This is a genomic window from Pandoraea anhela, from assembly GCF_902459655.1.
GTDB lineage: Bacteria > Pseudomonadota > Gammaproteobacteria > Burkholderiales > Burkholderiaceae > Pandoraea > Pandoraea anhela.
Genome location: NZ_CABPSB010000005.1, coordinates 222,414 through 238,031, shown reverse-complemented (window position 1 = coordinate 238,031; position 15,618 = coordinate 222,414). Strand labels below are relative to the sequence as shown.

Here is a 15,618-nt window from a genome sequence, read left to right as displayed (position 1 = left end):
GTTGACAAGCGTCGGCGCGACACGTATAAAACCAACTGCAGATTGTCAAGCCGCGAAGTTGTTGTCAGACGTAGTTTTCCTGCTTCTCGCTGGTTTCTAGTCCTTCATTTTCCCTTGATTGTCAGCGCTTCACGAGGTCATTCCGACCTCAAGCTATTGTTTTATTAGGAAAAAACATGGAAACCGGTACTGTTAAGTGGTTCAACGACGCAAAGGGCTTCGGCTTCATTACCCCGGACGCCGGCGGTGAAGACCTCTTCGCTCACTTCTCGGAAGTGAAGGTCGACGGCTTCAAGTCGCTGCAAGAGAACCAAAAGGTCTCGTTCGAAGTCAAGGTTGGCCCGAAGGGCAAGCAAGCTGCGAACATCAAGCCGCTGTAAGGGCTGACCGCTTCTCGCGATGTTGCACTCGCCTTCTGGCGAGGTAATATCCCGCGATCGACAGGCTCGATGACGAAAGTCATCGGGCCTGTTTGTTTTTTGTCCGTCGTATTGTCCCTCTTGGGCGACGGGCAAGCGCCGCGAGGCGCGTTCTCAGAACGTGCAGAATCGCATCGGACGTTCACGCGGACGATGCCACCGTCACGGTTCGACGCTACAATGCCTGATCGAATCCGTGTAAGCATTTTTCCGAGGCACTCATGAGCCTGCAAACCTGGTGGCTGTTCATCGTCACCACTTTTTTCGTCTCGGCGACGCCAGGCCCTAACATGTTGCTCGTCATGACGCATGGCGCGCGCCACGGGCTGCGTCCGGCGCTCGGGACGATGGCCGGTTGCATGACGGCGCTCATCGCGATGATGTCGATTTCGGCGGCCGGTCTGGGCGCACTGCTCAAGGCGTGGCCGATGCTCTTCGATACGCTGCGCTACATCGGCGCCGCGTATCTCGTCTATCTCGGTTACAAGAGCTGGCGCTCGCCGGTGAACCCGCAGGAGGAGGCCGCCAAGCTCGGCTCGCCCGAGCCGGTCGTCGATGCGAGCTTCGGAAAGCGCTTCAAGGGCGGTTTTCTGGTTGCCGCAAGCAACCCCAAGGCGATTCTGTTTGCCGCCGCCTTTCTGCCGCAATTCATCGATCCGACGGCCGCCAAGCTGCCGCAGTTCGCGATTCTGCTTTGCACGTTCGCCGTCATCGAGATGGGTTGGTACATGGTCTACGCGGCCGGTGGCATGCGCATCTCGCCTTATTTGCGTGAGGCCCGTGTGCTCAAGGCGTTCAATCGCATCAGCGGCGGCGCGTTCATGGGCTTCGGCGCGTTGATGGCGGCAGTTCATCGCTGATCCGGCGACGGGAGTCGGCAGACAGCGTAGCCAAGCAGGAAAGAGGTGGAAGGTGGAGCAGGGCGTTGGAAAGGCCCGGGTGTGGCGCGCGGCACGGGGAGCAGGAGGCTGGCGCGCCGGCGCACTCAATATTTCCGGTCGGCGACCGTTAACGTTCATGACCCGATACGCGATGCCGGCGCCGTTTGGTGTCGGGATGGCCCGGGCATTGCGCGGCGCAACGGCTTTATTACGTACGGATCGCGTGGTTGCGCGTGACCGTCACGGGGACAAATAGAAGATCAGGTATGGAAACGACAGAACCGCAGGTGACACCGGCGCCCACGGAAGAAGAGTCTCAACTGCATGACTCGTATCGCATCAGCAATCCGCTCGAGATTGGCGGCGTGCTGCGTCATCTGGCGACCCGCGGCGATTTCATGACGGTGTACTTCGCGAACGGTCAGCGTCAGCTCGTCACGCGTTTGCTCAAGGTCGAGCCGCAAGCCCGCGGCTTCTACTTCGATTGGGGCGGCATCGAGACGGAGAACCGCGCACTGCTTGCGAACAAGCGCGCACTGTTCGTCGGTGTGCCCGAAGGCATTCAGGTGCATTTCCCCATCGGCGACGTGGAAGAGCGCGAGTACGAAGGCTATCCGGCTTTCTATTCGTCGTATCCGGAGACGCTCGTGCGCTTGCAGCGCCGCGACTATTTCCGCGTGAAGACGCCGATCCTCGACCCGTATCAGTGCACGGTCAAATTCCCCGACGACACGCCGATGCGTCTGGCTGTGTTCGATCTGTCGCTGGGCGGCGTCGGTCTGCGTACGAAGGCCGAGGCGGCTGCCGAGATTCCGAAGGGCTCGATGCTCATGCACGTCGAAATCGAACTGCGCGACTACGGGACCGTGCAGGTCGATCTGGAAGTCTGCGCGGTGCGCGCCGTGCCGCTCGCCAAAGACATCGAGTATCACATCGGGTGCCGCTTCATTGCGCTTTCACGCACCGCAGAGTCGCGTCTGCAAAAGCTCATTACCCAACTCGAACTCAATCGCAAGGCGTTCGCGCGCGGATAGGCCTGTCGGGGAAATCTACCTTTCGAAAGCACAAAGGGCGGCCATTCGGTCGCCCTTTTGCATTCGCCGCAGGGCTTGCCCGGCGGTGCGCCGCGCGCCGGGCCTCACCTCAACCCGGCGCCTGAATTCGCAGCGCGGGAATCGCGTGCAGTAGCCGCAGCAAATCGGCCTGGCGGCGGCAACCCGTCTTGTCGAAGACGTGACGCAACTGTGTGCGCGCCGTGTTGATGGCGATGTTCGCGTCCTGCGCGTATTGGGTCAACTCGCGCCCCTCGGCCAGCGCCTGCGCGAGACGCGCTTGCGCCGGCGACAGCCCGAAGAGCACCTTGAGCGTATAAGGGCCGAGCGTCATGCGACGGTCAAGCTCGCCGATCGTCAGCATGGCCATCGGCCGCTGCCACGGCGCCGAGCACACGTGCGATTCGCGCAGCGGCAGCACCGTGATGACCCAATGGTGCTGATGGTCCCCGTGGAGCCGGTGACTGCCTGCCACGGGCATCGCGGCGGTTGCGTTGGCGATCAGGCGCTGCAATGCCTGATCGTCGCCGGGCAGCAGCGCCGAGAATTTCCCCGCGCGAATACCGACGTTTCGCGTCGTGCCGAGGATCTGGTGCGCCGCGATGTTCAGATAGTGCGCATGGCTCGTGTCGTCCGTGATGACGATGGCCATCTCGAGATGATCGAGCGCTGCCATGCCCATCGCCGCCTGCGCTTGCAAATGACGCGTGCCCGCGCGCAGACGCGCCGCTCGCGCAATGTGCTTCGTCAGGATTTCCAGCTCGGGCGCGTCGTCGGCATCTTCGAACGGCACGTGATCCGGGCCGCGCAGGATAGCGAGCAATTCGCTGGCGCCGTCCGCGCCATCGAGATGCAGGCCGTACGTATAGCGCACGCCGTTGGGAATGAGGAAGTCGTTGAACAGCTCGCTGTGGGCGACGTAGCGATCGCTCAGATGGTGGTGACACCGCATGGCATGACCGACCGGTTGGCGCAGCATGAGCGCCACGCGTGGATCGGTCGGCGCGAGCTTTTCGACGAACTCGCGGATCAGATCGGGGGAGGCGTCGAGCGAGTGCGAGTCGCGTGTGGCGCAATGGCGTGCCCGGTCCCACGTGACCGAATGGAAACCCATCCCCCCGGCCCACCGGTTGAAATCACGCAGCGCCCGATCCCAGCATGCCTCATCGAGTACGCCGTCGTAGCAGGTGCCGATCAGCGCGTCGAGAGCGCGCTTCCCCGTGTCGTCCACCATCGCCTCCCCTGGCTCTGTTTCGACGAACTGCTGTTGCCCTGCCCCGCCATGCGTTGCGTGACCTTCGCTTCGGTTGGCCTTCAGCGTCCAACCGACAACCTCTGACGGGCGCTGTCACACATAGTGGACATTCTGGCAAGCCGCATCACGGGCATCAACCGGGGTCAATCCTCGCGTTGCGGCACCGCCACAGGGTGGGCGACAGGCGGCTGGCCGCGGGCTTCGCGCACGCCATCGGGGTAAATACGCACGAGCACGATGCGCGGGCCCTGCATCTTCTTGACGACGACCGAGAAGCCGTCGAAATCGACCTTCTGACCTTCGCGCGGCAGATAGCCGAGCGCGTTCATGATGAGGCCGCCCACGGATTCCGCGTGCTCGCTCGGAATGTCCAGGCCCAGCGCACGCTCCAGCGTCAGGATGGGCAGGCTGCCGCGTCCGATGAGCGTGCCGTCTTCCATACGGGTCCAGTCGTCTTCCGTCTGCCGGAATTCGTCCCGGATCTTGCCGACCAGCGCGGAGAGCAGGTTGTCCAGCGTGAGGAAGCCGATGGGCTTCTGATCCGGCCATCCCACGATGGCAAAGTGCGGCGCGCCCCGGCGGAAGCGGCTGAAAAGCTCGCGCGCCGGCATGTCGGGCTTCACGCGCTCGACCGGGCGCGCCATGCTGCCGAGGTCCTCGATGGACTGACCATGGTGTTCGGCAAGGAACAGATCCTTCAGGTGGACCACGCCGAGCACCGTTTCGCCGTCGTTGTCGAAGAACGGATAGCGGCTGTAGCGGTGGCGATAGGCCATGTCCATGTTCTGGCGGAACGTGGCGTTACGGCGGAAGGCGGCCACTTCGCTCATCGGACGCATCAGGTCCGACACCGTCAGATCGCTGAAGTCGATGGCGTAAGCCACCACGTTCCAGTCGTCGCGCGAGAGTTTTTCGCTCGATGCGCCACGGCGCACGATCAGCTTGATTTCATCGGCCGAGTAATGGGCGTCGGTGCCGTGCGACGGATCGAGGCCTGTCCAGCGCAGCAGCCGGTTGGCGCTGTGGTTGAGGATCCAGATGGCCGGATACATCAGCCAGTAAAAGCCGTAGAGCGGCGCCGCCGTCCACACGGAAACGGCCTCGGGCATGCGCAGTGCCATCGACTTGGGCGCGAGTTCGCCCACGACGATGTGCAGATAAGAAATCGTGAAAAACGCGATGAAGAAGGCCAGCGCGTGGATGAGTTCCGGGGAGCTCACGCCCACGAGTTCGAACAGCGGTGTGAGAATGCGTGCGAACGCCGGTTCACCGATCCAGCCAAGGCCGAGCGAGGCGAGGGTAATGCCCAGCTGGCATGCGGAAAGGTAGGTATCGAGTTGGCCGTGAACCTTGGCCAGGATACGGCCGCGCCAACCCCGTTGGCGGGCAATTACATGAACGCGCGTCTGGCGCAGTTTGACGAGGCCGAATTCCGCCGCCACGAAGAAGCCGTTGAGCAACACCAGCAGGATCGCAGCGACGATCAGTAAGAAGTTTTCCAAAATAGTAGGAATGGAACGACAGGCCCAACAGTATAAGTGACAATTGCCGTCGCCAATAAATAACCGTGGCGTTACGGTGTTTTGTCGACCGTTTGCAGGCGATTCATGGGGCTTTCGCCGCGGATGCAGGCAGATTTCGGTCGGGGCGGTTCGGCGCCAGCCAGCCCGGCATGGCGAAGGCCTCGACGAGGAAGTCGATCATCGCGCGAACCTTGGCGCTCAGGTACTTGCGGGATGGATAGACGACGTAGATGCCGCGCTCGCCCTGCGTGTACTCGGACAGGAATTCGACGAGACGACCGTCGCGCAGGGCGTCCTGCACGAGAAATGCCGGTTGCAGGATGATTCCGCTGCCCGCCATGGCGGCGGCCACGCAGGTGTCGCCGTTGTCGGCGATCAACCGGGCATGCGTCTGAACGGAAACGGGGCCGTCCGGGCCATCGAAATGCCATTCGCGGCGATGCAGGAAATAGCTGTAACCGACGGTCTCGTGGCGCGTGAGTTCGCTGGGATGCCTGGGCGTGCCGTGCTGCGCCAGATAACCGGGAGACGCGCACAGGACCAGACGGGTCACCGCCAACCGCCGGTGCACGAGCGACGAATCGGGCAGCCGCGAGATGCGAATGGCCAGGTCGTAACCTTCATCGACGATGTCGACGAGCCGGTCGCTCAGGGTGATGTCGAGGCTGACATGCGGAAACTGGGCGAGAAACGTCGGCCAGAGCGGCGCCAGATGCAGCACGCCGAAGGTATGCGGCGCGTTGATTCGCAGCGGTCCGGCGGGCTCGCCGTCCTGCTCGCCCGCCATCGCGTCGGCTTCGTCGAGCTCCGCGAGGATCTGGCGGCAGCGCTCCACGTAACGCTGGCCTGGTTCGGTGAGCGATAGACGACGTGTGGTGCGCTGAAGCAGTCGCGTTCCCAGACGCGCTTCGAGGTCGGCAACATACCGCGAGACGGCCGTCTTCGAGATGCCCAACGACTCGGCGGCTTTGACGAAGCTGCCCGATTCGACCACGGCGATGAAGCACTCGATCTCGCGAAGTTTATTCATGCCGGGGCAATGCTCCTCAGAATCCTGTGGTGAGATGAAGGGGCGGCGCGCGGCACGTGGTCGTTGCCGACACCGATGCCCCTATTGTGCCAGCGCGCTCGCGTGAGCGAACGCTGCCGGCGCGTCACCTCCGCCAGTCATCTGAGATCACGGCGCGACATCGGCGAGCGACGGTGCTGCGCTGCCGAACGCGAAGGCGTCCATACGCAGCGCACCGTAAGTCGAGCCGGTGTCGAAATGCGTCTGGCTGAGCGCGTTGTCGGCGGCGCCCATTGCGACGTAGATCGGCAGCAGATGCTCGTCGCTCGGATGCGCGCGCTCGGCATGTGGTGCACGGGCGCGGTAGTCGAACAGGGCGTCGAGGTCCATCGTTGCCAGATGCGCCGTGAACCAGGCGACGAACTCGGCCAGATAAGGCGCTTCGGCGCGGTCTTCCGACGGCGCGCGAAACACTTCGTGCAGATTGTGCGTGAAGCTGCCCGACGCCACGATCAGCACGCCCTCGCTGGCGAGCGGCGCAAGCATTTGCCCGAGCCGGTACTGGTAATCGGGGCGCATATGCCGCTGGAGCGACAACTGAGTGACCGGGATATCGGCGTCCGGATACAGATAGCGCAGCGGCACCCACGCGCCGTGATCGAGTCCCCACTGATCGTCGGTGACGGCGGGCAGTCCGGCGTCGCGCAGGCGCTGCACGGTGCGCTCGGCCAGCGCGGGGGCGCCCGGCGCGGGGTACGTCAGCGTATAGAGTTCGCGCGGGAAACCGCCGAAATCGTGAATGGTGCGCTGCTGCGCGAGGCTGCCCACGCGCGGCGTCGGCGTCGACCAATGCGGGGAAATCACGAGGATCTCCTTGGGACGCGGCACCGCACGCCCCAGCGCCGTCAGCAAGGGGCCGGTGCGGCCCGGATCGACCGCAAGCAGCGGCGAGCCGTGGGAGACGAAGAGGGTCGGAAGGGCAGACATGGCATTCACTCCTGCGAAAAAACACGAATCAACATCACGACGGGATATCGTGAAACGACCGTCGACGTGATCGACGACGCCCCGGACATCCCGGACACCCCTTCCGTCCAGTTACCGCAGGGCACTACGGTGACGGGGCCGATGGTGTCGCGGGCGGCGAGGCAGATCACTCGACACGAGCGCGACGCATCGCAAAGGCGCCGTCGCCGAGCAGTGCAACGCTGAGCAGGCCCACGAGCCAGAACGCCGGGAATTCCCAGCCGCCGCCCTTGTTGGTGAACAGCCAGCCATTTTGGCCATGCACCGAGACGATGGTGCCGAGCATCAACGCAGCAAGCGGCAGGGCGGCCCAGCGGGCGTAAAACCCGGTGATCAGCATCAGGCCACCGACCAGTTCCAGCGCCATCGTGACATAGGCGAGCGCTGGCGGCAGACCAAGCGAGGACATAAAGCCCACGAAGCCGGGAATGGTGAAGACGAACACCTTGAGCGACAGGTGAGCGAGGAACAGGATGCCTAACGAGACACGCAGCAGCAGCGCAGCGTAAGGGGCGGTTTTGGTATCGATCATGACGGGCTCCGGTGAGGGAATCGGAAAACGGGCGAAGGGTCGGCGCAGTCGCAACGTGTCGAGCACATCGAGCACTTGGACGACTGACTCAGCCCCGATTCTAGGGAGCGAGATCGTGCAGATAAACGGGGGTGGAAGGGATTGATTGTCCCGTTAGTCGGGACAATCAATCGTGGAAGGGGGCAATGGAAGGCAGGTGGCGTAGCGCGGGGCGTGAGGCAGACGGTGAAGCCGATCGCTCAGGCCGACGCGATCATCCGGTCGAGCAGCTCGACCCAGTGCTGCACCGGCGCGTGATCGTGGGCGTGCTCGCCCTTGGCCGTCGCTTGCAGATGGCAGATGCAACCGACGTTGGCCGACACGACGAGTTCAGGGTCGAGCGCGTCGAGCGACTTCCACTTCGCATCGCGAAGCTGATGGGACAGGTCCGGCTGGGTGACGGAGTACGTGCCTGCCGAACCGCAGCAGATGTGACTGTCCTGCGGCAGCATGACGTTCACACCCACGCCCGCCAGCACTTTCTCCACCACGCCCTTCAACTGCTGGCCGTGCTGCAAGGTGCACGGCGGGTGATAGGCGATCTTGCCGGTCTTGCGGTTGGGGACGCGCTTTTGCAGGGCGTCGAGGTTGTCGAGCAGGACTTCCGACAGATCCTTCGCGAGTTCGGAGACGCGTTGTGCCTTGCCCGCATATTGCGGATCGTGGCGCAACAAATGCCCGTATTCCTTGACCGTCGCCCCGCAACCGGACGCGTTGATCACGACGGCCTCGGCGCCCGCTTCGATCTCGGGCCACCAGGCGTCGATATTGCGACGGATGTCGTCGAGCCCGTCGTCGTGATAGTTCAGATGCAGACGAATGGCGCCGCAGCATCCGGCCGAGGAGGGACGGATCATCTCGATGCCGAGGGCGTCGAGCACGCGCGCGGTCGCCTTGTTGACATTGGGCAGCATGGCCGGCTGTACGCAACCTTCGAGCATCAGCATGCGGCGCGTATGTTTCGTGTGCGGCCAGCTTCCCGAGCGTTGGCGATGCGGTACCTTCTCGCGAAGCGTGCGCGGCAGTAGCCCACGGAATTGTTGGCCGAGACGCAATGCGGGCGTGAACAGCGTGCGGTTGGGCAGCACGCGCGCGAGCGTCCAGCGCACGGCGCGTTCCCCGGCAGGGCGGCCGACCTTGGCGTCGACGTGACGGCGGCCGATGTCGGCCAGCCGCCCGTATTGCACGCCCGAGGGGCACGTCGATTCGCAACTGCGGCAGGTCAGACAGCGGTCCAGATGGCGCTGGGTCTCGCGCGTCACGTTCTGGCCCTCGACCATCTGCTTGATGAGATAGATGCGCCCGCGCGGGCCGTCGAGTTCGTCGCCCAGCAACTGATAGGTGGGGCAGGTCGCGGTACAGAATCCGCAATGGACGCATTTGCGGAGAATGGCTTCGGCTTCGTCACCGTCCGGTGTCTGACGGAGGAATTCTGCGAGGTTCGTTTGCATCGTTTTATATCTGGCGATTTACCGGTACAACCGATGACGATTGAAGATGCGGCTCGGATCGAATGCTTGTTGCAGACGCTCGCCGATTGCGCGGAGTGCGGCCGGTTGCGGGCTAAACACGCGATCCGCATCGGCCGACACGCCGGGCGCCTTACGGCCATGGCGAAACAGCGTAGCATGCCCGCCGACTGCTGCGGCAATTGCGCGGATTTCAGCGGCCGGGCGCTGCGTCATCCACCATCGCTGCGCGCCGCCCCATTCGATCAGATGGTCGTCGCCATGGGGCAGCGGCGGTGTCGTCGGCGGCACCGACAGACGCCATAGCGGCTGCCCATCGCCCAGTACCGGCGACTTGGCGAAGCACGGGTGCGTCTGCTCGCGCAGCGACGCCCAGAAGTCATGGGCCTCGATGGCGTCGACATGACGACCGCCCATGCTCGCGCGGGCGGCCTCGACGGCCGCTGCGGCCCCGCCGAGCCGCACGCTCAGCACGCCGTCGTGCCACGCCGATCCCGTCAGCGGTAGCGGCTGAGCGCCCCAGCGATTGATCTGCTCGATGGCTTGCGCCTGCGGCAGCTCGAAGCGCAGCGTGGCTTCGGCAACCGGGCGGGGCAGCACCTTGATCGAGAGTTCGAGTAGCACACCGAGTGTGCCGAGGGCGCCGGCGAGTACGCGGGAGACGTCGTAACCCGCCACGTTTTTCATCACTTGCCCACCGAAATGCAGGACGTCTGCCTGGCCGTTCATGACGACAGCACCGAGCACGAAGTCGCGCGGCGCGCCCGCGTACGGACGGCGAGGGCCGGCGAGTCCGGCGGCAATGCAACCGCCGAGCGTGGCGCCGGGACCGAAGTGCGGCGGCTCGAACGGCAGGATCTGGCCGCAGTCGGCGAGCGCCGCTTCGATGTCGGCAAGCGGGGTGCCCGCGCGGGCAGTGATCACGAGTTCGGCCGGGTCGTAGGACACGATGCCACGATATGCGCGCATGTAGAGCGGCTCGCCCACGGGCGTCTCACCGTACCAGCGCTTGGTGTTGCCGCCCTGAATGTCGAGCGGGACACCGCTGGCGGTGGCGGCCAGCACGCGCTCGCGGATTTGCGCGAGCGCCCGGTCGGCGGCGTTCGCCTCGGTGTCGAGGCGCGAAGCGGAAGTGGGCGCGTCGGGGGCGCAGGTAATGTCGGGCGACGTGCCCGACGCAGCGGATGGCGCGGGTGAAGCGTATCGGGCTTGCAACATCAGAACCTCGGCAAATCGGGATGCGGCAGCAGGCCACCGCGCACGTGCATCTTGCCGTACTCGGCGCAGCGCGCTCGCGTGGGGATGGCCTTGTCGGCATTGAGCAAACCGGCCGGATCGAAGGCGCGTTTGACGGCGAAGAACGCATCGCGCTCCTGCGGTGAAAACTGAACGCACATCGAGTTGATCTTCTCGATGCCGACGCCGTGTTCGCCCGTGACCGTACCGCCCAGTTCCACGCAGGCTTCGAGAATGTCGCTGCCGAAGGCTTCGGCGCGATGCCATTCGTCCAGATCGTTGCCGTTGAACAGAATCAGCGGGTGCATGTTGCCGTCGCCCGCATGGAAGACGTTGATGCAGCGCAGGCCGTATTGCGCTTCCATCGCTTCGATACGCTTGAGCAAGGTGCCGATGGTCCGGCGCGGAATGGTGCCGTCCATGCAGTAGTAGTCGGGCGAGATGCGCCCGGCAGCGGGAAAAGCGTTCTTGCGCCCCGACCAGAAACGCAGACGCTCCGCTTCGGATGTCGACACCTGAATGCGGGTCGCACCCGAGGCGCGCAGCACCGCCGAGACGCGGGCGATCTCTTCGGCCACTTCCTCCGGCGTGCCGTCCGATTCGCAAAGCAGGATGGCGGCGGCGTCGAGGTCGTAGCCCGCATGCACGAACTCCTCGACGGCCTGCGTGGCGGGTTTGTCCATCATCTCCAGACCCGCCGGGATGATGCCTGCCGCAATGATCGCCGCGACAGCATTGCCGCCGGCTTCCACGTCGTCGAAGCTCGCCATGATGACTTGCTGGACCTGTGGCTTCGGTACGAGCTTCACGGTGACTTCCGTCACCACGCAGAACATTCCCTCGCTGCCGATGAAGACCGACAGCAGGTCGAGTCCGGGGGTATCCAGTGCGTGAGAACCGAATTCGACGATTTCGCCGTCCATCGTCACGGCACGCACGCGAAGCACGTTGTGCACCGTCAGGCCGTACTTCAGGCAGTGCACGCCGCCGGAGTTTTCGGAGACGTTGCCGCCGATGGTGCAGGCGATCTGCGACGACGGGTCCGGCGCGTAGTAGAGCCCATAGGGCGCGGCTGCCTCGGAGACGGCGAGGTTGCGCACGCCGGGCTGCACGGTGGCGGTGCGGGCGTAAGCGTCGACCTCGAGAATGTGTTTGAACTTCGCCAGCGAGAGCACGATGCCGTCGGTGATCGGCATGGCGCCGCCCGACAGCCCGGTGCCTGCGCCGCGCGGCACCACGGGGACGTTGTGCGCGTGGCACGCCCGCAGGATGCGGCAAACCTGATCTTCGTCGGCAGGCAACACCACGGCCAGTGGCAACTTGCGGTAAGCGGCGAGGCCGTCGCACTCGTACGGCGTGATCTGCTCGCGGTCGGTGAGCCACTGCGCATCGGGCACGGCGGCACGCAACGCGGCAAGACGGGCAGTGCGGGTGGCGTCGCTCAGCGCTTCGAACACGGGTTCGTCCGCGTGTCCGGCCGCAGGAGAATCGACCGTTTTGCCCGCCTGACCCGGGGGTGCCGAGTGCAAAGGATCGGGCGGCATCGCGGGATGCGGCGGCGCTGCCGGCGGGGAGGACAGGGGCGACACATTCGATGTCATCGGGCTTGCTCTCGGACGATCGTTGACGTGTAATCACGCTAACGACGTTTGGTCTACTGGTAGACTGGTCTACCAGTTGTCGGATGACGTCATCGTATAGGGAATGATCCGATTTCAACTACCGGGTTAACCCTTGGTTTGAGAGAGATCCTCTAGGCTTGTCGAGGGAGCGCCCGGGCGTTGGCCCGAAGCGAAGCCGCTTCCTGTATCGTGGCGTCTGTGATTTTTTCGTCGAGAACCGAAGCCGACTATGCCGTCCAACGAGTCGTTTCCGCCTATGTCTTCACACGCGTCCTCACCCTCGTCCTCACCCTCGTCCTCACCCTCGTCCCCGCTACCCGCCGGCGAGCCGTCGGGGGCCGTCGCGAGTTTTGCGCCGGTGACGCCGCCGCCGCGCCTGCGTTTGTCCGACATGGTCTACGAGCAACTGGAGACGATGGTCGTCGAAGGCCGGCTCGCGCCGGGGTCGGCGTTGCCCTCGGAGCGCGATCTGGCGCAGCAGATGGGGGTGTCGCGTCCGTCGTTGCGCGAGGCGTTGCTGCGTCTGGAGTCGCGCGGGCTGATCGTCGGTCGGGCCGGTGGCGGATATCTGGTCGCCAACGCCAGTCAGCCGTTGCTCGCGGAGCCGTTGTCGCAACTGATGTCGCGTCACAGCAAGACGGTTGACGACGTCCTGGAGATGCGCGAAGTGCTCGAAGCCAAGGCCGTCGAACTGGCGGCCGAGCGGGCCACGCCGGAGGACATCGCACGGCTCGCACAGGCGCTCGAAGCACTGGAGGCCGCCTTTGCGGCCGGACGCGACGGGCTGGACGGCGAGGGCGACGCCCGCGGACAGTCCCTGCTCACCCGCGTGCCGGAACTGGACGCGCACTTTCACCTCGCGCTGGCAGAGGCAACGCACAACCTCGTGCTGGTGCATTTGATGCACGCGATCTTCGAACTGCTGCGCGGCTCCGTCGTGGACAACTATCGCGCCATCGTCGGTCACGGTGCGGATCTGGCCGAACTGATCGATCAGCACCGGCGCATCTTCAATGCCGTGGCCTCGCACGACGTCAGCAGTGCACAGCGGTCGCTGCGTGAGCATCTGACCTTCATCCGCAACCACTCGGGCGACGTGTAACCGCTCCCCGCTCCGACCCCGATTTCTATTGCTGGCGGGAGCTTCACGCCGGGGATGAAATCGGCCCCCGAAAACCCGCCAAACCCTCATCGTTTTCCCTGACTCCGGTATCCGACGACGCGCGTCGTCGGGGTGCCGTCTCCTTCCCGGCCCGGGCAGTCATGCCCCGCAACGGCACGGTTTACCTCGGTTTTCCAGTTATCGAGCGCTCACCAGCAGGCGGGCCGAGGCTCGCCTGCGCACGGCGCCGACGTCCGATATGCGGGCGCTCTCGGGTTGACAGTGGTTCAACCATCGACTAATTTTGGAACCATAAAAAATACTTAATTCGATATATTGAATCTTGTATATCAGATGTGAAGTGACGAGTCGGCCCCGGGTGTCCCGTGAATTCGCCGGGGTGGTGGTCGAGTCGGCGCGGTATTCATCGGAGACATGAGTTGGGTAAGCACGCATTTTCTTTCGGGCAGGCTTCGTGCGACGGTTGTGACGCATCGGCTGCCCTGTCGTATCCGCCGCCAGTGCCCACGAAATCCATTCGTGCGCTGGGGTGTTCCTCATCTCCCTGCTGCGTGTCCCGGGCAGGCGATCTGGCGATTACGCGTCCGCGAGGCGCGCCCGCCTGAGTGATGGGAGCTGGCTTGCGATGGGATATGCGCTCCATCGTGAGACGCGTCAGCGCAGGCCGGTCCGCACTCGAATTTGTTCACCAGTCACCCCTCGGCAGTCGGCAACTTGCCGGCGCGGACCCTGAAAAGTCTGCGTCGCCGCACCGAGGTGGGGGCCGGAAGCGTCCCTTGGCGCTTCCGAAAGTCAGTCAGCCGGGGCTGAAGCCCCGCGAGCCTGCCGCCAGGCAGCGCTCCACGATCAAGCGGCCAAGCATGAGCCGCACGCAACGCCAGGAGGCGTGCCGTCTGCGCAAATCCCCGCCGGGGCTGCGCGGCAGCACGCGATGACGTCGGGCACCGCACAACGAATCGCGGGTCGGCGTCAATCGTCTGACAGGAACAGGAGGCAAGTCATGCAAGCAGCTGCGCAACCGGAGGAGAAAACCTCTTTTCTGGGAGGGCGCTGGTCACAACTGGTGATCGGCATTATCTGTATGGGCCTGGTGGCCAATCTGCAATATTCGTGGACGTTGTTCGTCGAGCCGATGGAAGCCAAACACCATTGGGGTGTGGCGGCGATTCAGGTCGCGTTCTCGATTTTCATTGTGGTGGAAACGTGGCTGGTCCCGATCGAGGGCTGGCTGGTCGATCGCTTCGGGCCGCGCCCGGTCGTTGCGGGTGGCGCAATTTGCGTGGCGGTGTCGTGGATCATGTACTCCTACGCCGAAACGCTGACCGTGCTGTACACGGCAGCGGTCATTGCCGGTATCGGGGCGGGTTGTGTGTACGGCACCTGCGTGGGTAATGCGCTGAAGTGGTTTCCGGACAAGCGCGGTCTGGCCGCTGGCCTGACGGCGGCGGGCTTCGGTGCCGGCGCGGCCATCACGGTGATTCCGATTGCGAACATGATTCGCGAGGCGGGTTACGAGGCGGCGTTCTTCAACTTCGGCATCGTGCAGGGCGTGGCGATCTTCGTGCTGGCGCTGTTGCTGGTCAAGCCGCGTGCGCCGAAGGGTGTCACCGTGTCGCACCGCAATCTCGCGACGAAGCAGGATTACACGTCGGGTCAGATGATCCGTACGCCGGTGTTCTGGGTGATCTACATCTGCTTTGTTGCCGTGGCTGCGGGCGGTCTGATGGCCACGGCGCAGATCGGACCGATCGCGAAGGACTACGGCATTGCGTCGATGCCGATGACGCTGTTCGGGGCGACGCTGCCGCTGCTCACGATGACGTTGTCGATCGACAACCTGTGCAACGGCTTTACGCGTCCGCTGTGCGGTTTCGTGTCGGACAAGATCGGTCGCGAGAATGCGATGTTCATCATCTTCCTTGGGGAAGGGGTGGCAATGCTCGGTCTGATGCACTTCGGTCAGAACCCGTACATGTTCGTGTTCTTCGCTGCGATGACGTTCCTGTGCTGGGGCGAAATCTTCTCGATCTTCCCGGCGCTGTGCGCCGACACGTTCGGTAGCAAGAATGCCGCGTCGAACGCGGGCACGCTGTACACGGCGAAGGGCACGGCCGCCTTGCTCGTACCGCTGGCTTCGGTGCTTGCCGTCGGTGGTCACTGGGACCGGGTGTTCATCGCCGCTGCGGTGATCAGCATCACGGCGGCGGTGGCGGCGAAGTTCCTGCTCGCTCCGATGCGTCGTCGCTGGATCGAGTCCGAAAACAGCAACAGCGCGCAGGCGTCGGCCAGCCCGTCGGTTGCGATCGGCGCGCCTGCGAGCGAATGAGTCCCGGCAAGTCGTTGTGATGGAATCGGCCGGTATCTGAGGTAAGGATGCGGGGCGTCGGAAACGACGCCCCGTTGTCGTTGGTGCGGTGGGTGGTCGCGATGCG

13 protein-coding genes are annotated in these 15,618 nt (G+C 64.2%); 5 read left to right on the top strand and 8 right to left on the bottom strand.

Annotated elements, in window-relative coordinates; all coding sequences use genetic code 11:
• The first annotated feature begins 176 nt into the window (after positions 1-176).
• The 3 genes from PAN31108_RS09995 (at position 177) to PAN31108_RS09985 (ending at position 2,334) form a co-directional block, all read left to right on the top strand.
• Positions 177-380 (top strand): cold-shock protein, encoded by a 204-nt coding sequence (locus PAN31108_RS09995; RefSeq protein ID WP_150668700.1) that lies wholly within the window; start codon positions 177-179, stop codon positions 378-380.
• A gap of 260 nt (positions 381-640) precedes the next feature.
• Entirely contained in the window at positions 641-1,279 is a 639-nt protein-coding gene (locus tag PAN31108_RS09990) for a LysE family translocator (RefSeq protein WP_150668699.1), read from the top strand.
• A gap of 287 nt (positions 1,280-1,566) precedes the next feature.
• Positions 1,567-2,334, top strand: coding sequence for a flagellar brake protein (locus PAN31108_RS09985; RefSeq protein WP_150668698.1), 768 nt, complete (start codon positions 1,567-1,569; stop codon positions 2,332-2,334).
• A gap of 109 nt (positions 2,335-2,443) precedes the next feature.
• Here the strand turns inward: PAN31108_RS09985 and PAN31108_RS09980 are convergent, their stop codons facing one another.
• The 8 genes from PAN31108_RS09980 to PAN31108_RS09945 form a co-directional block, all read right to left on the bottom strand.
• Positions 2,444-3,586: a helix-turn-helix transcriptional regulator gene (locus tag PAN31108_RS09980; protein ID WP_150668697.1), complete on the bottom strand. Its 1,143-nt coding sequence runs from the start codon at positions 3,584-3,586 to the stop codon at positions 2,444-2,446.
• 164 nt (positions 3,587-3,750) lie between these two features.
• Complete coding sequence (locus PAN31108_RS09975) at positions 3,751-5,109, bottom strand: hemolysin family protein (protein WP_150668696.1); 1,359 nt, start codon at positions 5,107-5,109, stop codon at positions 3,751-3,753.
• Between the two features lie 103 nt (positions 5,110-5,212).
• Entirely contained in the window at positions 5,213-6,160 is a 948-nt protein-coding gene (locus PAN31108_RS09970; RefSeq protein WP_150668695.1) for a LysR family transcriptional regulator, read from the bottom strand.
• Between the two features lie 147 nt (positions 6,161-6,307).
• Complete coding sequence (locus PAN31108_RS09965) at positions 6,308-7,126, bottom strand: dioxygenase family protein (protein WP_150668694.1); 819 nt, start codon at positions 7,124-7,126, stop codon at positions 6,308-6,310.
• Positions 7,127-7,292: 166 nt separating this feature from the next.
• Positions 7,293-7,697: a DoxX family protein gene (locus PAN31108_RS09960; RefSeq protein ID WP_150668693.1), complete on the bottom strand. Its 405-nt coding sequence runs from the start codon at positions 7,695-7,697 to the stop codon at positions 7,293-7,295.
• Positions 7,698-7,936: 239 nt separating this feature from the next.
• On the bottom strand, positions 7,937-9,187 hold the full coding sequence (gene glcF / locus PAN31108_RS09955; protein WP_150668692.1) for a glycolate oxidase subunit GlcF: 1,251 nt from the start codon (positions 9,185-9,187) through the stop codon (positions 7,937-7,939).
• A gap of 18 nt (positions 9,188-9,205) precedes the next feature.
• Positions 9,206-10,423: a glycolate oxidase subunit GlcE gene (gene glcE, locus PAN31108_RS09950; protein WP_150668691.1), complete on the bottom strand. Its 1,218-nt coding sequence runs from the start codon at positions 10,421-10,423 to the stop codon at positions 9,206-9,208.
• On the bottom strand, positions 10,423-11,985 hold the full coding sequence (locus tag PAN31108_RS09945) for an FAD-linked oxidase C-terminal domain-containing protein (protein WP_174994919.1): 1,563 nt from the start codon (positions 11,983-11,985) through the stop codon (positions 10,423-10,425). Before PAN31108_RS09945 ends, glcE begins: the two co-directional genes overlap by 1 nt.
• A 436-nt stretch (positions 11,986-12,421) precedes the next feature.
• On the opposite strand from PAN31108_RS09945, the gene PAN31108_RS09940 reads away from it, so the two are divergent.
• Positions 12,422-13,165: a FadR/GntR family transcriptional regulator gene (locus PAN31108_RS09940; protein ID WP_174994914.1), complete on the top strand. Its 744-nt coding sequence runs from the start codon at positions 12,422-12,424 to the stop codon at positions 13,163-13,165.
• Positions 13,166-14,186: 1,021 nt separating this feature from the next.
• A complete protein-coding gene (gene oxlT, locus PAN31108_RS09935; RefSeq protein WP_150668689.1) occupies positions 14,187-15,512 on the top strand; it encodes an oxalate/formate MFS antiporter in 1,326 nt (441 codons plus the stop codon).
• The last annotated feature ends 106 nt before the right edge of the window (positions 15,513-15,618 follow it).